The sequence below is a fragment of the Nocardioides immobilis genome (assembly GCF_003515065.1).
GTDB lineage: Bacteria > Actinomycetota > Actinomycetes > Propionibacteriales > Nocardioidaceae > Nocardioides > Nocardioides immobilis.
Genome location: NZ_QXGH01000051.1, coordinates 20396 through 37399 on the forward strand (window position 1 = coordinate 20396; position 17004 = coordinate 37399).

Consider the following 17004-nt stretch of genomic DNA (forward strand, 5'->3'; position numbering starts at 1 on the left):
GGATCGCTAGCCTTACCGCGTGTCTGATCTCCTTCCCGGCCCGGTCGAGGTCGTCGGCGCAGGACTGATCGGCACCTCGATCGCCCTCGCCTGCCGGCGGGCCGGCATCGACGTACTGCTGTCCGACACGTCGCCTGAGCACCTGCGCACCGCGTCCGGCCTCGGGGCCGGCCACCCGAAGCTGCCAGGGGACGTGGCTGCGCTGGTCGTGGTGGCGGTGCCTCCCGACCACCTCGGTGAGGCGATCGAAGCCGCCCTCGACGCCGCCGGCGAGGACACGGTCGTGACCGATGTCGGCAGCGTGAAGGCGGCTCCGCTCGCCGCCGTCGCCGGCCATCGGGCGCTCTCGCGCTACGTCGGCAGCCATCCGATGGCAGGCAGCGAGCGGTCCGGGCCGTTGGCGGCGTCGGCCGACCTGTTCAGCGGCCGGCCGTGGGCGATCACGGCCCACGCAGGAGCCGCGGCGACCGCTGTTCGCCGGGTCGCGACGCTCGTCGAGATCTGCGGTGCGGTGCCCGTCATGCTGACCCCCGCCGAGCACGACAAGGCCGTCGCACGCACGTCCCACGTGCCCCACCTGCTCGCCTCCCTGGTCGCCGGCACCCTCGCCGGCGCCGCGCCCGAGCACCTCGCCCTCACCGGCCAGGGCGTCCGCGACGTGACCCGGGTCGCGGGCGGCGACCCGGCGCTCTACAGCCAGATCATCGGCGGGAACAGCGAGGCGGTAGCGGTGCTGCTGCGCGAGGTTCGCGACCGCCTCGACCTCGCCCTGGACGCCGTGGCCGACGGCGACCGCGCCGGCCTCGAGTCGCTGCTGGCCCACGGGCTGGCCGGCACCCGCGCCATTCCCGGCAAGCACGGCGGGCCGATGCAGGCGGTCGCGGCCGTGCACGTCGCCGTGCCGGACCATCCAGGCGAGCTGGCCCGGCTGTTCGCCGATGTCGGGGCCAGCGGCGTCAACATCGAGGACGTGCGGATCGACCACGACCCGGGCCGGCCGGTCGGCCTGGTCGAGCTCGACGTCGCGGAGAGCCGCGCGGAGGAGCTGCTGGCTGCGCTCGAATCGAGGGGTTGGGTGACTCACCGGTAGCATGGTCGCCTGTGGATGCAGGTGATCTGAGCTCGCTCGTCGTGGCCGTCGACGGTACGTCGGGCTCGGGCAAGTCGAGCACCTGCCGGGCGGTCGCCGACCGGCTCGGGCTGCGTTATCTCGACACCGGCGCGATGTACCGCGCGGTGGCCTGGTGGATGCTGCAGCACGACGTCAACATCTACGAGGTCAACGAGGTGAGCGCGCACGCCGCGACGCCCCGCCTCGAGTCGGGCACCGACCCGCTGAACCCCACGATCACCCTCGACGGGGTCGACGTAGCGGTCGCGATCCGCAGCGACGCCGTCAACGCGGCGGTCTCGCCGGTGAGCGCGGTGCCGGCCGTCCGGGCGCGCCTGGTCGAGCTGCAGCGGGCGATCATCGCCGGTGGCGGCATCGTCGTCGAGGGCCGTGACATCGGCTCGGTCGTCTGGCCGGACGCCGGTCTCAAGGTCTATCTCACGGCCGACCCGGCCGCGCGGGCCGCGCGTCGGGCCGCCGAGGCCGGGTCCGACGACGTCACGGCGACCCAGGAGTCGCTGCTGCACCGCGACCGGATCGACTCCGGGCGGGCGGTGGCGCCGCTGACGATGCCTGACGGGGCCGTCCACATCGACACGACCGACCTGACCCTCGACCAGGTCGTCGACCGGGTGGTCAGCCTCGCGACCGCGCCGGCAGACGTCTCGCCATGAGCAGGGCGACAGCACCGTGAGCACCGCGTCCGCTCATCTCGAGCGGCCGCGCAGCGATGGCGTCCGGTACCCCCGCCGGTGGCTGCTGCACGGCGGCCGTCCCCTGACCCGGTGGATCATCCGGCGGTGGTACGACGTGCGCGTCCACCACGCGGATCGGTTCCCCGAGCGCGGGCCGGTCGTGGTGGTCGGCAACCACATCGGCGTGATCGACGGGCCACTGATGGCGATCTTCGCGCCGCGTCCGGTCCACGCGCTGACCAAGATCGAGATGTTCCAGAGCAGGCTCGGCTGGTTCCTGACCCTCGCGGGCCAGATTCCGCTGGACCGGTTCCGGGCCGACCCGCGGGCAGTCCGGGTGGCTCTACGGGTGCTGCGCGACGGCGGGGCGGTCGGCGTGTTCCCGGAGGGCACCCGCGGCAACGGCGAGCTCGACAGCTTCCGCCGCGGTTCGGCGTACCTCTCGCTGGTGACGGGTGCGACCGTCGTACCCATCACCTTCATCGGCAGCCGGGAGCCCGGCGGCCACAGCAACTCGCTCCCGCCGAGGCGGGCACGGATCGACATCGTCGTCGGGCACCCGGTGCAGGTCGACGCCGTACCGTGGCCGCGGCTGAGCGCCCATGTCTCCGCACTGTCGGAAGACCTGCACCAGCGGATGCTGACCGGGTTGAAGGAAGCGCTGGCCGAGACCGGCCGCAGCCTGCCCGGCCCCCTACCTTCAGGAGAAGTCCTATGAGTGAGCACGACAGCGCGACCGAGCTGGCGGCGGAGGACCTGCCGTCGGGTCCGGTGCCGGTGCTGGCCGTCGTGGGCCGGCCCAACGTCGGCAAGTCCACCCTGGTCAACCGGATCCTCGGCCGCCGCGAGGCGGTCGTGGAGGACGTCCCGGGCGTGACCCGGGACCGGGTCTCCTACGACGCCGAGTGGAACGGCCGGGCGTTCACCGTGGTGGACACCGGAGGCTGGGACCCCGACGCCCGCGGGCTGGCCGAGCGGATCGCCGCGCAGGCCGAGATCGCGGTCTCCCTCGCCGACGCGACGCTCTTCGTCGTCGACGCCACCGTCGGCATCACCGACGCCGACGAGGAGGTCGTGAAGATCCTGCGCCGCTCGGGCAAGCCGGTCATCCTCGCGGCCAACAAGGTCGACGACGAACGCGCCGAGGCCGAGGCCTACGGGCTCTGGAACCTCGGGCTGGGGGAGCCGTACGTCGTCTCCGCTCTGCACGGACGTGGCTCGGGCGACCTGCTGGACGCCGTGCTCGCGGTGCTGCCGGAGCCGCCGGCCGTCTCCGAGAGGGAGTACGGCGGACCGCGCCGGGTCGCCATCGTCGGCCGGCCCAACGTCGGCAAGTCCTCGCTGCTCAACAAGCTCGCGGGGGAGGAGCGGGTCGTCGTCGACAACGTCGCCGGCACCACCGTCGACCCGGTCGACGAGCTGGTCGAGCTGGGCGGCAGGACCTGGCGGTTCGTCGACACCGCGGGCATCCGGAAGCGGGTCAAGGAGGCGTCCGGCCACGAGTATTACGCCTGGCTGCGGACCTCGACCGCGATCGAGCGCGCCGAGGTGTGCGTCCTCGTGCTCGACGGCCAGGAGTCGATCGCCGAGCAGGACGTGCGGATCCTCCAGGCGGTCAGGGAGTCCGGCCGGGCGCTGGTCATCGCGTTCAACAAGTGGGACCTGGTCGATGAGGAGCGGCGCTACTACCTCGACCGGGAGATCGAGCGCGACCTGGTCCAGGTGCAATGGGCGCCGCGGATCAACATCACGGCGAAGACCGGCTGGCACATCGACCGGCTGGTACCCGCGATCGACAAGGCGCTGGAGGGTTGGGAGACCCGGGTCACGACGGGCGCGCTGAACGCGTTCCTCGGGCGGCTCGTGGCCGAGCACCCGCACCCGGTCCGGAGCGGCAAGCAGCCGAAGGTGCTCTTCGGCACCCAGGCGAGCACCGCGCCGCCGACGTTCGTGCTCTTCACCTCGGGCAAGCTGGACGCCGGCTACGAGCGCTTCATCGAGCGTCGGCTGCGTGAGGAGTTCGGGTTCGTCGGGACGCCGATCGTGATCACGGTGAAGCCGCGGGAGAAGCGGAAGCGCTGACTTCCGGGGTGCAGCGTGAGACGCACTTGAATTGTTCGAACAGATGTTCGAACATGGGTGAGTGAGTGCACAGCCCCTCGAAGTCGTTCGCCCCACCGGCGACGTGGTGGCTGCGCTCCAGCGCCGGATCGAGTCGCTCCAGGGCGCACCGACCCGGCTGACGGTCCCGGTCCACCCCGCGCTGGAGGGTCTGGTGCAGCTGCGCACCGGAGCGAGCTATGCCGTCGACTCCGCCTCGCTCGCGCTCGGGCTGGCGGCCGGGGCGTCCCGCTCCGGGGAGTGGGTGGGCTTCGCGGGCTGGGACGACTTCGGCGCGGAGGCGGCGACCCAGTGGGGCATCGACCTGCGGAGGACGGTGCTGGTGCCCGAGCCGGGCGAGCTGTGGCTCGAGGTCACCGCGGCCCTGGTCGACGTGCTCAAGGTGGTCGTGCTCAAGCCCACCGCCCTGGTCGACGCGAAGTCGGCGTCGGTGCTCGACGCCCGGCTGCGCGCCCGGTCCTCCGTCCTCGTGGTCTGGGGGGAGTGGCCACGGGTCGAGGCGCGGCTGAGTGCGGAGCGGGTCGTCTGGGACGGCGTCGGTCGCGGTCGTGGCCGGCTCGACCACCGTGAGCTGAGGGTCGCGGTCACCCGCGGTGGGCAGCGCTCGGCGCGCGATCTCGTCCTCCAATGAGGGTGCTCGTGGCCTGGTGTCCCGACTGGTCGGTCACCGCCGGGCTGTTCGAGCTGGCCGAGACGGGCGACCCGGGGAGCGAGGGACGCGCCTCGAGCAACCAGCCGGCCGCCGTACTCAGCAACAACGTGGTCGAGGTGTGCAACACCGCTGCCCGTGCGGAGGGAGTACGACGCGGCCAGCGCCGCCGCGATGCCCAGGCGAGGTGCCCGGAGCTCGTGCTGCTCCCCGCCAATCCCGAGCGCGACGCGCGCTACTTCGAGCCGGTGCTGGCCACGGTCGAGGAGCTGCGCCCGGGGGTGGCGCCGATCCGTCCCGGCCTGCTCGCCGTGCCCGCGCCCGGGCGCTACTTCGGAGGCGAGCCGCACGCCGCCGCGATCGTTGCCCAGCGCCTGGTCGAGACCGGCGTGTGGGACTGCCGGCTCGGTGTCGCCGACGACCTGTTCACGGCCGAGCAGGCTGCCCGCCAGGCGCTGGTGCAGGACTGCGTGGTGGTGCCGCCCGGCAGGTCGGCGCCCTTCGTGCAGGCGCTCCCGGTGCGGGTCCTCGCCGATCTCACCGACGGGGGAGCCCATGGATCAGCAGAGGGTCGTGAGCTGGCCGACCTGTTGCGCCGGCTCGGGCTGACGACGCTCGGCGACTTCGCGCGGCTCTCCGCCGCGGAGGTGAGCAACCGGTTCGGGGGGTTCGGGCTGAGTGTGTGGCAGCGGGCTCGCGGTGGGGCGCCGACTGCCCTCGGCTCCCGGACGCCCCCTCCGGAGCTCGCGTGCGAGGTGGGCTTCGAGCCGCCTCTGGAGTCGGCGGAGGCGGTCTGCTTCAGCGTCCGCACCACCGCCGAGCGGTTCGTGCAGGGGCTGGCCGGGCGCCAGCTGGTCGCGGTCGCCGTACGCATCGAGGCGGAGGCAGACGGTGTCGTGACGTCGGCGCGGACCTGGCTGCATCCGCGGTGCTTCACCTCACGTGACCTCGTCGACCGCGTCCACTGGCAGCTGCAGGCCGGGACGGCCGGGTCCGGGTTGCGCAGCCGTCGTGACTCGGGTGCGGTCAGGGCGGCGATCGAGCGGGTGCGCTTCCTGCCCGAGACCGTGGAGGCGGCCGCCGACCACGCCGACGGGCTGTGGGGCGGTGGCGCGGACGAGCAGGTGACCCGTGGTGTGGCGCGGGTGCAGGCGATGATCGGCTTCGACGCGGTGCGGTCTCCGGTGCTCCAGGGCGGCCGGAGCGTCGCCGACCGGCAGGCGAGCATCCCCTGGGGCGAGCGACCGGTCGGGCTCCGCCCGGTGGACCGGCCGTGGCCGGGACGGATCCCCGGTCCGGCTCCGGCGCGGGTGTTCTCGCCGCCACTGCTGGCCGACGTGGTCGACGAGGCCGGCCGGACGGTGGCGGTCACCGAGCGCGGTGTCGTCACCGGCGAGCCGTGGCGCTACCGCATCGACGCGGCACCCGATGTCGCCGTACGACGTTGGACGCCCGTCTCGTCCTGGGCCGGCCCGTGGCCGGTGGACGAGGCGTGGTGGCTGTCGACCGAGACCTCGGGGAGAAGTGGCAGGTCCGCGCGGTTCCAGGTCGTGGGGGTGGACGGCCGTGCCTGGCTGCTGGTGTGGCGTGCCGCGGGCTGGGAGGTGGAGGCAGGGTACGACTGAGCAGTAGTGTGCGAAGGACCTCGCTCCATCATCTGCTCAGTCAGGGAGGCCCCGATGGCGCCGAAGACACCGTCCGTGGACATCACCGTGGTGACGAAGAACCTCAGGGCCCTGCACGGCGCCCTCGAGCACAGCCTGACCATCCAGCGGGCCAGGGTCCAGGAGATCGTCGACGACCTCGTTGCCCGGGGCACGCTCACCCGGAGCGACGCCGATCGCCTGATCACCCAGCTCCTGGCGAGCAGCAAGGACTACTCCCAGGCCCTGCTGCAGGTGCTGGACTCGGTGACGGCACAGACCCGCAAGAGCATCGGCGCCGGGATCGAGCCGGTGATGGCGACCGCCGGCAAGGCGGCCGGCATGGTCGCCGAGACCGTCCGCAAGGCACCCGGCCTGCCGGCGAAGAAGCCCAGGAGCACATCGAGATCGGCGAAGACTGCCCCGAAGGCGGCGACGAAGTCGGCCCCGAAGTCGGCCCCGAAGTCGGCCCCGAAGTCGTCTGCCAAGCCGGCGACGGACGTCGTACCCAATGAGCCGATCCCGGGCTACTCCCGCTTGACCGTCGCCGAGATCAAGCCCCGGCTCACCGGCCTGAGCGCGGGTGCCCTGCGCAAGGTGCGCGACCTCGAGATGGCGGGCAAGGCACGCAAGAGCGTGCTCGCCGAGCTCGAGCAGCGGCTCAAGTCCACCCGCGGGTGACGCCCCACGTCGTCCTCTGGCCGATCCACGACTGGCCGGAGATGGCCGACACGTGGCGGCGCGCGGAGGAGCTCGGCTTCGCGGGCGCCTGGATCTACGACCACCTCGCCTGGCGCGGGCACACGCCCTGGGACGACGCCTACACGAGTCTCGCTGCGGCCGCAGCGATCACGTCGCGGATCCGGCTCGGCACCCTGGTGACGTCCGCCAACTTCCGGACGCCCGTGCCGACCGCCGCGGCCGCACGGACGATCGATCGGATCTCCGGTGGCCGGCTGACGCTCGGCATCGGCGCCGGCGGGAGCGCGCCGACCTCCGACGGCGACGTGCTCGACCGGGAGTGGACGCCACGCGAGCGGGCCGACCGGTTCGAGGAGTGGGTGACCCAGCTGGACGCGCTGCTCACCGGAGAGTCGGTGTCGGTGGCAGGGGAGTACTGGTCGGCGCGCGGTGTCACCGTCTCGCCCGGCCTCGTCCAGCGGCGCCCGCCGTTCTGGATCGCCGCTGGTGGCCCGCGCGGCATGCGGCTGGCGGCCCGGCTCGGACAGGGGTGGGTGGTCGGCCCGGAGACGGACCAGCCCGAGGACGAGGTACGACGGATGGTCGAGCGGATGGCCGAGACCTGCGCGGCCGCCGGCCGCGACTTCGCCTCGATGCCACGGCTGCTGCTCACCGGGTTCACCGGCGAGCCGTGGCTCGCGTCCGCGGCGGCATACGACGACCTCGCCGGCCGCTACTCGGAGATCGGGATCACCGACGTGGCGCTCCACTGGCCACGGCCGGGCACCGAGTGGGACGCGGACCCGGCCGTCGTCGAGGCGATCGCAGCGCGGGCTCGGGGCTAGCTCGGTTCCCAGGCCGCGGCGTCGTGGGCGAAGACCACGCGCCTCGGGTCGAAGGCGAGCAGCCGCTCGATCCAGTCGGGAGCGAGCGGAAGCGGGTCGACGTGCCCGAGGTCGCGCGCGGTGCTGGCGAGGACGTCGGCGCTCCAGGCGGAGGCGGTGTCGTGCGACTGGCCGGCAAGGACGATCGAGCCGTCGTCGCACTCGACGACGAGTGACTGGTGGCCGGCGACGTGGCCCGGCGTCGGGATCACGTGGAGGCCGGGGAGCGGCTCGGTCTCGCCGTCGATCTCCTGGTAGTTGCTGCCGGCGTGGTCCAGCAGGTGGTCGAGCGTGTAGTCGCCGGCCCTGGCCGTCGCGAGCTCAGTGCGCTGGGCGAGGATCGGCGTGCTGCCGAGGAACGGGTTGCCGCCGCAGTGGTCGAAGTGCAGGTGACAGTTGACGACCAGGTCGAGGTCGGCGATCGCGGCGCCGGCGGTGTCCAGCGCCCGCTGGAGCGGAACGCGCTGCGGGCGGTACCACGCGTCCGCCTCGGCGTCGCCCTCGCCGATCCCGGTGTCGAGGAGCACCAGGCCGTGCTCATGGCGCACCAGGTAGCCGTAGACCGCCTCGACGCGGGGCTCGCCCCCGGTCTCCTCGGCGGGCCGGACGAACGTGCCGAGGGTGATCCGGCGTACGTCGTCGATGCGCATCCCCCCACCGTACGGCGGCGGTGAGCGGGGCTGCGGAGCTAGGCGGGCTCGCTCTCCGCCTCCTTCTCGGTGCCGCCCTTGGTCGCCTCGGTGTCGGTGTCGTCAGGCTGCTTGGTCTCGACCGGGAGCTCGTCGGTCTCCGGGTTCAGGTCGGGGTCGGGGTCGCGCGGGACATTGGTGTACGAGCCCTCGCCGCCGACGCCCGGCACCGCGTTCGCCCCACCCGGGGGCGGTGCCGGCGGCTCGGCCTTGGGTTCAGGTCGTCGGATCTCCTGGTCGCTCTCTGCCATCGGTCTCTCCCTCGTTCGCTCCATGCCTCGTGAATGCAGGTGCCCTGTCCGTCGAGGTTCATCCGTCCCGATTGTGATCGAACACGTGTTCGACTAGGATAGGGCCATGGGCTGGAGCAACCCGCCGGTCCCGTGGCGGGAGATCGAGCGCCGACTGTCGGGCAGGGTGCCCGGCGTCGAGGACGCACCCGTGTCTCGCCGCAAGCGGCCGTCGGCAGAGCTGCAGGAGATCACCCGCCCCGAGACGGCGACGCCGTACGCCGAGCTGCACTGCCACAGCCACTTCAGCTTCCTGGACGGTGCCAGCTCTCCGCACGACCTGGTCATCGAGGCAGCGAGGCTCGGCCTGAGCGCGCTCGCCATCACCGACCATGACAACTTCGCCGGCGCACCGCTCTTCGCCGAGGCCAGCGCCGGCTACGGGATCCCCAGCATCTACGGGGCCGAGCTGTCCCTCGGGCTGAGCGGCCCGCAGAACGGGATCGCCGATCCCGAAGGCCGCCACCTGCTGGTCCTGGCCAGGGGAGTGGAGGGCTACCACCGGCTCGCCGCCGCGATGACCGAGGCGCACCTGACGGGTGACGAGAAGGGCCGGCCGTCGTACGACCTCGACGACCTCGCCGACATCGGCCGCGACCACTGGTTGATCCTCACCGGCTGCCGCAAGGGGATGCGGTCGCCGGAGGCGATCGACGACCTGGTCGGCAGGTTCGGTCACGACAACGTCGTCGTCGAGCTCAACGGCCTCGGCAAGCCCGGCGACGACGAGACCAACGACCGACTGGCGGCGATCGCCCGCGACCGCGGCCTCCCGGTGGTCGCCACCGGCAACGTCCACCACGCCACCCCCGACAAGCGACGGCTCGCCGCAGCCATGGCCGCGATCCGCGCACGGCGCAGCATCGCCGAACTCGACGGCTGGCTGGACCTCTCGGGTTCCGCGCACCTGCGCAGCGGAGCGGAGATGGAGCGGCTGTTCGGCCGCTACCCGGGCGCCATCAGCCACACCGTCACCCTGGCCGGCGAGCTCGCCTTCGACCTCCACAAGGCATCGCCGAGGCTGCCCAAGCGGGGGATCCCCGAGGGCGAGACCCCGGGCTCCTGGTTGCGGATCCTCACCGAGCGCGGCTTCCAGGAGCGGTACGCCGGCGCGCCCCACGAGCGCGAGGCGAGGCAGCGCGTCGAGGCAGAGCTCGAGGTGATCCTCCGCAAGGACTTCGCCGGCTACTTCGTGATCGTCCACGACATCGTCTCGTTCGCGAGGAGCCAGGGGATCCTGTGCCAGGGCAGAGGATCGGCGGCCAGCTCGGCGGTCTGCTTCGCGCTCGGGATCACCGCGATCGACTCGGTCTACTACCGGCTCCCGTTCGAGCGGTTCATCTCCGAGCACCGTGAGGAGGAGCCCGACATCGACGTTGACTTCGACTCCGACCGCCGGGAGGAGGTCATCCAGTGGGTCTACGAGACCTACGGCCGGCGCAACGCCGCCCAGGTCTGCAACGTCGTGAGCTACCGCCCGCGGATGGCGGTCCGCGACGCGGCCAAGGCGCTGGGCTTCTCCACCGGTCAGCAGGATGCCTGGTCGAAGTCGGTGGACGGGTGGGCGAGCGCGGTCGAGGGGGAGTCGGAGATCCCGCGGCAGGTCGTGTCGCTCGCCGAGGAGCTGTTGTCCGCCCCGCGCCACCTCGGCATCCACTCCGGAGGCATGGTGCTCACGGAACGACCGATCGGCGAGGTGTGCCCGATCGAGCGCGCCCGGATGCCGGGCCGCACCGTCCTGCAGTGGGACAAGGACGGCTGCGAGTCGATGGGGCTGGTCAAGTTCGACCTGCTCGGGCTGGGAATGTTGGGCGCCCTCGACCACATGATGCGGCTGATCGACGAGCACCTCGGCACCCGCTGGGAGCTGGAGACGATCCCGAAGGAGGAACCCGAGGTCTACGACATGCTCTGCCGGGCCGACTCGATCGGGGTGTTCCAGGTCGAGAGCCGCGCCCAGATCGGCACCCTGCCCCGGCTCAAGCCCCGCTCCTTCTACGACCTCGCCATCGAGATCGCACTGATCCGGCCAGGACCGATCCAGGGCGGTGCCGTCCATCCCTACATCCGTCGCGCCACCGGCAAGGAGCCGGTCACCTACGACCACCCGTCGCTCGAGCCGGTGCTCGGACGGACCCTCGGCGTCCCGCTGTTCCAGGAGCAGCTGATGGCGATGGCGGTGACCCTGGGCGACTGCAGTCGAGACGACGCCGACCTGCTCCGCCGGGCGATGGGGTCCAAGCGCGGCGTCGAGCGGATCGAGAAGGTCAAGGAGAAGCTGTACGCCGGCATGGCGCGCCGCGGCATCACCGGCGACAAGGCCGACGGCATCTACGTGAAGATCCTGTCCTTCGCCAACTTCGGCTTCGCCGAGTCCCACGCGCTCAGCTTCGCGCTCCTCGTCTACGCGTCGTCGTGGTTCAAGCTGCACTACCCGGCGGCGTTCCTCGCCGGGCTGCTGCGCAACCAGCCGATGGGCTTCTACTCCCCGCAGTCGCTCGTGGCCGATGCGCGACGACACGGAGTGACGGTGCTGCGCCCCGACATCCAGCTCTCGGGTGCTCAGGCCGGCCTCGAGCAGACGGATCCGGTCGAGGACCCGCTTCGGTACGACGGCGCCCTCGCCGTACGGCTCGGGCTCGACTCGGTCCGGGGGATCGGCACGGAGGTGGCCGAGCGGATCGTCGCGGAGAGGACGGCGGCGCCGTACGGCGACATCACCGACCTGTCGCGCCGGGCCGGTCTCACCTCTGCCCAGCTCGAGGCCCTGGCCACGGCCGGCGCGTTCGACGGCTTCGGCCTCGACCGGCGGCAGGCGCTGTGGATGTCCGGCTACGCCGAGACCGACGGACAGCTACCGGGCAGCACCCCGGCCCCGCCGCCACCCACGCTGCCCGGCATGAGCGACGAGGAGCTCACCCTCGCCGACCTCTGGGCGACCAAGATCTCACCGGAGCGACACCCGATCGAGCACCTCCGCCCCGACCTGACGGCAGCGGGGATCCTCCCCATCACCGACCTCTGGCAGACCGACAGTGGGCGGCGGGTCCGGGTCGCCGGCCTGGTCACCCACCGGCAGCGGCCGGGGACGGCGATGGGCATCACCTTCCTCAACCTCGAGGACGAGACCGGCATGCTCAACGTGATCTGCTCCCAGGGCGTGATGCGCGCACACCGTCAGGCGGCCCGCAACCGGGTCGCCGTCATCATCCGCGGCAAGCTCGAGCGCAACGACGGCGTCGTCAACCTGGTGGCGGACCAGGTCGTCCCTCTCGACGTGCTGGTGCCGGGCGCCGGGTCGGCGCTCCAGGCCCGGCAGGCGTCACGAGACTTCCGGTGACGGCTCCAGGTCGTGGTCGCAGTTGATCTCGTCGCAGCTCACCTTCCACTCGCCGTCGACCAGAGTGAGCTCGTAGGTCGTCGTGACGTTCGAGAAGTTGTCGCCGATCACCGCGGTCGCGGTGTCGCCGGTCACCACGATGTCGGAGACCACGATGTCGTCCTCGTCGTACTGCGGCTCCACCCAGGACTCGCCCCGCTGCTCGCACGCAACGTCGTAGTCCTCGGCGCCGAACGAGATCTCGAGCAGGTACTCCTCGGTGAGCAGGTCGCACCGCGGGTCGAGCAGGGACTGCACGAGCGTGTCCCTGATCGCCTCCTCCTCCGGCGTCCCGCCGTCGGTCGAGGTCTCCTCGTCGTCCGCCGCCTCGTCGTCACCATCGCCACAGGCCGTCACCAGCAGCGGTACGAGCAGGGCGGCAGCAAGTCGGATGCGGTTCATGTGACCAGAGTGAACCTCAAGACTGCGGGTACTGCAGGTGAAACCGATGAACGTTCCCGATCCAAGGAGGAACCATGGGTATCGGCCTTGGCGTCGTCATGCTGTTGCTGGGCCTCGTGGTCGTGCTCGACGTCATCACCGTCGACATCCCGTACGTCGCCGACTCCGCGCTCGGCGTACTGCTCGTCGTCATGGGCGCTGCGACGATCGTGCTCGCACTCACGTGGGCCTCGATCCGCTCGCGGCGCGAGCGGGTCGAGGAGCACCACTACGGCCACCACCACGTGTGACCAGTCAGGCTGACGCGAACCACGGGTGGTGCAGGTCGTAGAACGTCGCGTCCGCCATCGCGTACTCGAGGTCACGACGCATCTCGTCGGGCGGTTCGTTCTGCTCGCCCGCGCGTGCCTCGTCCTCGCTGGTGAACGCCACGCACTCGGTGAAGGTGCCGTCCGGCTCGATGGCGAGCGTGCCGCCGATGATGTCGGGCCGCATCTCGTGGATCGTGTCGGTGTCCGCGAACATCGCCTTGAGGCGATCGGGGTCGTCGACCTTGCCACGGATGATCTGGACGAAGCCGGCCTGGTCGGACCCGCCGTCGAGGAGCATCGTCACGTCGTCGCAGTCGTGGAACTCCACGGGGCCGTCCATGAGCTCCATCATCCGATCCGCCCACTCGCCCTGCTCGGGGCGCTCGGAGTTCGCCATCGCGGCGTCCCGTGACTCGAAGCGGACCACGCCGACGAACATCCCGTCGTCGGTGAAGCCGTAGGTGCCGCCGAGCCAACCCGGGGCGCCGGGGGCGAGGTCGCGACGCCATTCGTCGGCGAGCTCGTGAAGCTCGTCCTGCCGGGTGCACTTGCCCTGGATGATCTGGATGAACACGTTGCCTCCTCGGGGTCGGGCGCACAGTGGCGCCAGGTCCGATCGAGGCTCCCGGGACCCCGTCGGGCCCACCTAAGGAAACTACGCCTAGCCCGCCCGCTGCGCTACCACGGAAGTGATCTCGCGCAGGGTGGCAGCAAGCTCCTCGCTGGCAGCCTCGGCGCGGACCCGGTCGGTGACGTCGAGGCAGGTGCCTCGCATCCGCACCGGGGTGCCGTTCTCGTCCATCACGACCACGCCGTTGGTGACGAGGTGGCGGACCTCGCCATCGGGCCGGACGATCCGCTCGGTCATCCTCCAGCTCCCGCCTACGCGGTACATCTCCTGGTGAGTCGCGATCACGGCTTCGCGGTCGTCCGGATGCACCATCGACAAGAACCGGTCGTACGACGCATTGAACTCCTGCGGTTCGTAGCCGTAGATCCGATACAGCTGGTCGGACCACGAGTTCGTGTCGGTCTCGATGTGCCAGTCGTAGTCGCCCATGTTGGCCAGCTGCTGCGCCTCGTCGACGCGGGATTGGAGGTCCGCCAGGAGTTGGCGGGTCAGCTCGAGCTCTTCGCGGAGTGCACGCTCAGTAGTCTTTCTCATCTTCGCCCCCTTCGGTTGCGACCTTAGGACTGCGGATTGCACGGCGGGGACGACCGGGGTGAGAACTGACCGATCGACACCGGCTCTAGTTCGAACGGGCTAGAGGGACCGGATTCGGGACGGGTGAGCACCCTGCGGTAGTGTTCCCTCCGCTTCGGACGGCGATCCCGGACGAAGCTTCGGGCTGTGGCGCAGCTTGGTAGCGCACTTGACTGGGGGTCAAGGGGTCGCAGGTTCAAATCCTGTCAGCCCGACCGAAGAAACTGCAGGTCAGAGGCGGTGTCGACAACTTTCGACACCGCCTCGTGCTGTCTTCGTAGTGCTCGGCAACACAGGTCCAACACAGGTCAATTTTGCGATTCTCGGGTTATCCACCAACTCCGAGGGCTCCCAACACACCCTTGTGTGCTTCTCGGCGCTCACTGGTGCGTGCGACACAGCCGCAGACGTTCCTTCGCGACCCGCGCCATGGTCTGATTGTTCGTGACATGGCCATTGACTGGGCGACCGCTGCGGTAAGCATCGTCGGAGGGGGAGGCTTGGCTGCGGCGTTCTCGTACCTAGTTGCACCTCGCGCCGAGCGCGAGCGGCTTCGACTAGAGCGAGAAGCGCTCGCTCGTGAATCGTCGGGTCCCGAGCGAGACCGTCGTCTGGCGGCTCTTGGCCGCGCCGAGGCCGTGGCGTCTGAGGTAATGACGACGCTAGTCGAGGAGCGACCGCTTCGGGAGTCGTTGGCGCTCGGTCGCCAGCGTCACCGGCACGGGGTTGCTGAATGGACCGCACTGGCAGGCACTCTCGATGGCGAGTTCCTCAACATTTTCGGAATCATGCTGAAAGCGTTCGAGTACTGGCTTCAGTACGCAGAGCGGGTTCTAGACGCGGGGTCTACCGACTTCCGTGGCCAGCAAACGTCCGACGTGGTCGCGACGGTGCTTACAGTTCAGACTCTCGTCGCGAATAGGTACAAGGGCATGCCATCGTGAGGCGCCTGGTCGTCGGTACGGCTGACTCTAGGAAACATCCATCACACGCTAACGAGAACGTGTTCTACTTTGCGTGGTCAATCGCCAACTCTGCGCAGTCTTTCGCCTCCAGACCGAACCTTTTGAGTCTCAAAATGCATAAACCGCTCGCACACGCTTGATGTGCGTTCCGATGGCGCTGAGCCGAACTGGATAGTGCGCCCAGAGTCTGGGCGAGACGAGCACCCGACGCCTACGCTTCCGAGATGGTCAAGCAGGCACCCGAGGACCGCAACCTCGCTCCAGAGCAGTTCCCGGAACTGAACCGGCAGTTCTATGGCGGCAGCCTCGCGCCGCATGACTATCTGATGCAGCGGTACCGCAGCCTATTCCTGGCTGTCCAGGCGCCAACCAGGCTGCGGGAGGCGTTTGACGAGAGGTTGAGCATCGGGGAGGTCCACGCAACGTGGTCGACTCCCGACGAGTGGGACGATGTCGCGTTAAGGGACTACGTCAGCGCCGAGTCCACCGTTCTTCTCCACCACACCGCTGAGGCTCTGTTTCGTCTCTACCTCGCGCATGCTGAGAGTCCTGAGTGTCCCTGGCTCGCAGTGGCGCGGCTTCGCATCCCTAGTCACTTCAAGAAGAAGGTTGAAGCGTTTCTGGTCGACCGTCGCTCTGCTGAGTCGGCGGCGTCGCTCATGAACGCGTTCGTCGGTCACCCGACGCCGGGCGAGGACGATGAGAAGTGGACCGCCATCAAAGATGGCTTGGTACTGCTGATGGCGCATCTCGGTCGACGGCTACTCGATGAGGGCCCGTTGTACAACTCGGCCAAGCACGGTCTCTCCGTCCTGCCTGGAGCCGCCGCATTGGCGTGGGGTGACCAGGGCGGGCCGTTGTCAGTCAGCGCCGATGGCCCATCCATCACCTACTTGACGGTGGCCGATGGGAGGCGTGGCAAGCGATGGTTTCAGAAGACGGTTTGGCTCAATCCGGAACAAACTCTGGTGCTCACGTCGGTAGCCATCCGTCAGTTGGCGAACCTCTGGGCGGTCGCCAAACATCGATACCTCGACGAACCGTGGGACGCGACTCAGATGCGGTGGGTCACAGCCGACGGCGTAAAAGCGATACTCCAGCCGCCTTCGGATTCTGGCGTCACGGTGGCCGTGCCGTCGATGGGCATGGAGTTGTTGTACTACCTCGATGACGTCGAGGGCAGTTAACGGTTTGTCCGCGTTGCCCCGTGCCACGTCGGGTGCGCCAATAGCCCCATTAGGGAGCGAACGCGGGTCCTAGTCGGTGGCGTCGTCCGTCGTTACGGCACGGGTTGCCCGTAGACGCTCCTTGACCCACTCGACCTGGCGATGGTTCCCAATCGACTGGGATACCTCTCGGTCATAGCCGCACTCTCGCATGAGGTCCAGAACCAAGACGAAGTACAAAGATTCGCTGAGGTAGTGGACTCGCTCCGAACTCACTGGAGAGTTGCGAGCCGGCTCATGCACGAATCCGTTCCTTACATCTCGCACTTCTTCCGACCAAGTGCTGACGTCGCCTACAAGAGCCTCCGCCTGCTCGCCGCCCATGGCAACGAGGTCGCGCAACCGCTGAAGCAGGCGAGGCTCGTTGCTGTACTGGAGTTGGGAGTGAAGCCACTGTTGGTGCTCCGAGGGCACGTGCTTCACCAGCATTCGTTTGAAAGCGCGGTACTCCTCGCGAGGCCTCAACTCATTCGGGAACCTCACGCGGTGCAGTGCCTCTGCCGCACCAACCACGTTCTGGAAGCGGTTTTCGAGGTAGCCCACCCGGCCATAGCGGACTGTCATGAGTGCGTCCACGGGGTGCCGTAGTTCGTCGCGCACGACGACCCATCGCGCGACGGCTGGCAGTCTGAGGTTCCCCCCGGACCGTAGAGGCATCGACAATGAGGATCGAGATGCCAGAGAAGCGGAAGAAGTACGACCGGGAGTTCCGTGAGGGAGCTGTCCGGATCGTCGAAGAGACCAACAAGCCGAT

The 17004-nt window shown here is 69.8% G+C and carries 18 protein-coding genes and 1 tRNA gene; 13 read left to right on the top strand and 6 right to left on the bottom strand.

Features of this window, described 5'->3' with window-relative positions:
* Window positions 1–19 precede the first annotated feature (19 nt).
* From D0Z08_RS30535 to D0Z08_RS30570, 8 genes are all read left to right on the top strand, one after another.
* Window positions 20–1090, top strand: coding sequence for a prephenate dehydrogenase (locus D0Z08_RS30535; protein WP_118929059.1), 1071 nt, complete (start codon window positions 20–22; stop codon window positions 1088–1090).
* A gap of 11 nt (window positions 1091–1101) precedes the next feature.
* Window positions 1102–1785: a (d)CMP kinase gene (cmk, locus tag D0Z08_RS30540; protein WP_245994666.1), complete on the top strand. Its 684-nt coding sequence runs from the start codon at window positions 1102–1104 to the stop codon at window positions 1783–1785.
* A 16-nt stretch (window positions 1786–1801) separates the two neighbouring features.
* Complete coding sequence (locus tag D0Z08_RS30545) at window positions 1802–2524, top strand: lysophospholipid acyltransferase family protein (RefSeq protein ID WP_118929060.1); 723 nt, start codon at window positions 1802–1804, stop codon at window positions 2522–2524.
* Window positions 2521–3888, top strand: coding sequence for a ribosome biogenesis GTPase Der (gene der, locus D0Z08_RS30550; protein ID WP_118929061.1), 1368 nt, complete (start codon window positions 2521–2523; stop codon window positions 3886–3888). The genes D0Z08_RS30545 and der overlap by 4 nt, the downstream gene beginning before the upstream one ends.
* Window positions 3889–3949: 61 nt before the next feature.
* Window positions 3950–4558 carry a hypothetical protein gene (locus D0Z08_RS30555; RefSeq protein ID WP_147381593.1) on the top strand — a complete coding sequence of 203 codons (609 nt, stop codon included), beginning with the start codon at window positions 3950–3952 and terminating at the stop codon, window positions 4556–4558.
* Window positions 4555–6201 (top strand): DNA polymerase Y family protein, encoded by a 1647-nt coding sequence (locus D0Z08_RS30560; RefSeq protein WP_118929063.1) that lies wholly within the window; start codon window positions 4555–4557, stop codon window positions 6199–6201. Before D0Z08_RS30555 ends, D0Z08_RS30560 begins: the two co-directional genes overlap by 4 nt.
* 54 nt (window positions 6202–6255) lie before the next feature.
* The gene (locus D0Z08_RS30565; RefSeq protein ID WP_118929064.1) at window positions 6256–6900 is read left to right on the top strand and encodes a hypothetical protein; all 645 of its coding nucleotides are present in this window, start codon (window positions 6256–6258) and stop codon (window positions 6898–6900) included.
* The gene (locus D0Z08_RS30570; RefSeq protein WP_245994667.1) at window positions 6897–7745 is read left to right on the top strand and encodes an LLM class flavin-dependent oxidoreductase; all 849 of its coding nucleotides are present in this window, start codon (window positions 6897–6899) and stop codon (window positions 7743–7745) included. The genes D0Z08_RS30565 and D0Z08_RS30570 overlap by 4 nt, the downstream gene beginning before the upstream one ends.
* On the opposite strand, the gene D0Z08_RS30575 is transcribed toward D0Z08_RS30570, so the two are convergent.
* Complete coding sequence (locus D0Z08_RS30575; protein ID WP_118929065.1) at window positions 7742–8434, bottom strand: MBL fold metallo-hydrolase; 693 nt, start codon at window positions 8432–8434, stop codon at window positions 7742–7744. The genes D0Z08_RS30570 and D0Z08_RS30575 overlap by 4 nt on opposite strands.
* Window positions 8435–8472: 38 nt before the next feature.
* Window positions 8473–8724, bottom strand: a complete 252-nt coding sequence (locus D0Z08_RS30580; RefSeq protein ID WP_118929066.1) for a hypothetical protein — start codon at window positions 8722–8724, stop codon at window positions 8473–8475.
* Between the two features lie 106 nt (window positions 8725–8830).
* On the opposite strand from D0Z08_RS30580, the gene D0Z08_RS30585 reads away from it, so the two are divergent.
* Window positions 8831–12103, top strand: coding sequence for an error-prone DNA polymerase (locus D0Z08_RS30585; RefSeq protein ID WP_118929067.1), 3273 nt, complete (start codon window positions 8831–8833; stop codon window positions 12101–12103).
* Here D0Z08_RS30585 and D0Z08_RS30590 read toward each other — a convergent pair.
* On the bottom strand, window positions 12086–12544 hold the full coding sequence (locus D0Z08_RS30590) for a hypothetical protein (RefSeq protein WP_118929068.1): 459 nt from the start codon (window positions 12542–12544) through the stop codon (window positions 12086–12088). The genes D0Z08_RS30585 and D0Z08_RS30590 overlap by 18 nt on opposite strands.
* A gap of 74 nt (window positions 12545–12618) precedes the next feature.
* Between D0Z08_RS30590 and D0Z08_RS30595 the strand changes: the two genes are divergently transcribed.
* Window positions 12619–12834 (top strand): hypothetical protein, encoded by a 216-nt coding sequence (locus tag D0Z08_RS30595; RefSeq protein WP_118929069.1) that lies wholly within the window; start codon window positions 12619–12621, stop codon window positions 12832–12834.
* Window positions 12835–12838: 4 nt separating this feature from the next.
* Here D0Z08_RS30595 and D0Z08_RS30600 read toward each other — a convergent pair whose 3' ends face one another.
* Together D0Z08_RS30600 and D0Z08_RS30605 are read right to left on the bottom strand one after the other, a co-directional pair.
* Window positions 12839–13429, bottom strand: coding sequence for a hypothetical protein (locus D0Z08_RS30600; protein ID WP_118929070.1), 591 nt, complete (start codon window positions 13427–13429; stop codon window positions 12839–12841).
* Between the two features lie 87 nt (window positions 13430–13516).
* Window positions 13517–14020 (bottom strand): PAS domain-containing protein, encoded by a 504-nt coding sequence (locus tag D0Z08_RS30605; protein ID WP_118929071.1) that lies wholly within the window; start codon window positions 14018–14020, stop codon window positions 13517–13519.
* Between the two features lie 180 nt (window positions 14021–14200).
* Here D0Z08_RS30605 and D0Z08_RS30610 point away from each other — a divergent pair.
* The 3 genes from D0Z08_RS30610 to D0Z08_RS30620 all read left to right on the top strand — a co-directional run bounded on the left by D0Z08_RS30610 (window position 14201) and on the right by D0Z08_RS30620 (window position 16211).
* Window positions 14201–14274 (top strand) — tRNA-Pro (locus D0Z08_RS30610).
* Window positions 14275–14508: 234 nt separating this feature from the next.
* A complete protein-coding gene (locus D0Z08_RS31795) occupies window positions 14509–15003 on the top strand; it encodes a hypothetical protein (protein ID WP_147381594.1) in 495 nt (164 codons plus the stop codon).
* 245 nt (window positions 15004–15248) lie between these two features.
* Window positions 15249–16211 carry a hypothetical protein gene (locus D0Z08_RS30620; protein WP_118929073.1) on the top strand — a complete coding sequence of 321 codons (963 nt, stop codon included), beginning with the start codon at window positions 15249–15251 and terminating at the stop codon, window positions 16209–16211.
* Window positions 16212–16280: 69 nt separating this feature from the next.
* Here the strand turns inward: D0Z08_RS30620 and D0Z08_RS30625 are convergent, their stop codons facing one another.
* Window positions 16281–16814: a HEPN domain-containing protein gene (locus D0Z08_RS30625; RefSeq protein ID WP_147381595.1), complete on the bottom strand. Its 534-nt coding sequence runs from the start codon at window positions 16812–16814 to the stop codon at window positions 16281–16283.
* Window positions 16815–17004 lie beyond the last annotated feature (190 nt).

Coding starts and splice junctions, on each gene's coding strand:
- D0Z08_RS30565 (WP_118929064.1), top strand. CDS start 6,256: ATGGCGCCGAAGACACCGTCCGTGGACATCACCGTGGTGACGAAGAAC.
- D0Z08_RS30580 (WP_118929066.1), bottom strand. CDS start 8,724: ATGGCAGAGAGCGACCAGGAGATCCGACGACCTGAACCCAAGGCCGAG.
- der (WP_118929061.1), top strand. CDS start 2,521: ATGAGTGAGCACGACAGCGCGACCGAGCTGGCGGCGGAGGACCTGCCG.
- D0Z08_RS30595 (WP_118929069.1), top strand. CDS start 12,619: ATGGGTATCGGCCTTGGCGTCGTCATGCTGTTGCTGGGCCTCGTGGTC.
- D0Z08_RS30620 (WP_118929073.1), top strand. CDS start 15,249: ATGGTCAAGCAGGCACCCGAGGACCGCAACCTCGCTCCAGAGCAGTTC.
- D0Z08_RS30585 (WP_118929067.1), top strand. CDS start 8,831: ATGGGCTGGAGCAACCCGCCGGTCCCGTGGCGGGAGATCGAGCGCCGA.
- D0Z08_RS30575 (WP_118929065.1), bottom strand. CDS start 8,434: ATGCGCATCGACGACGTACGCCGGATCACCCTCGGCACGTTCGTCCGG.
- D0Z08_RS30625 (WP_147381595.1), bottom strand. CDS start 16,814: ATGACAGTCCGCTATGGCCGGGTGGGCTACCTCGAAAACCGCTTCCAG.
- D0Z08_RS31795 (WP_147381594.1), top strand. CDS start 14,509: ATGGCCATTGACTGGGCGACCGCTGCGGTAAGCATCGTCGGAGGGGGA.
- D0Z08_RS30590 (WP_118929068.1), bottom strand. CDS start 12,544: ATGAACCGCATCCGACTTGCTGCCGCCCTGCTCGTACCGCTGCTGGTG.
- D0Z08_RS30605 (WP_118929071.1), bottom strand. CDS start 14,020: ATGAGAAAGACTACTGAGCGTGCACTCCGCGAAGAGCTCGAGCTGACC.
- D0Z08_RS30560 (WP_118929063.1), top strand. CDS start 4,555: ATGAGGGTGCTCGTGGCCTGGTGTCCCGACTGGTCGGTCACCGCCGGG.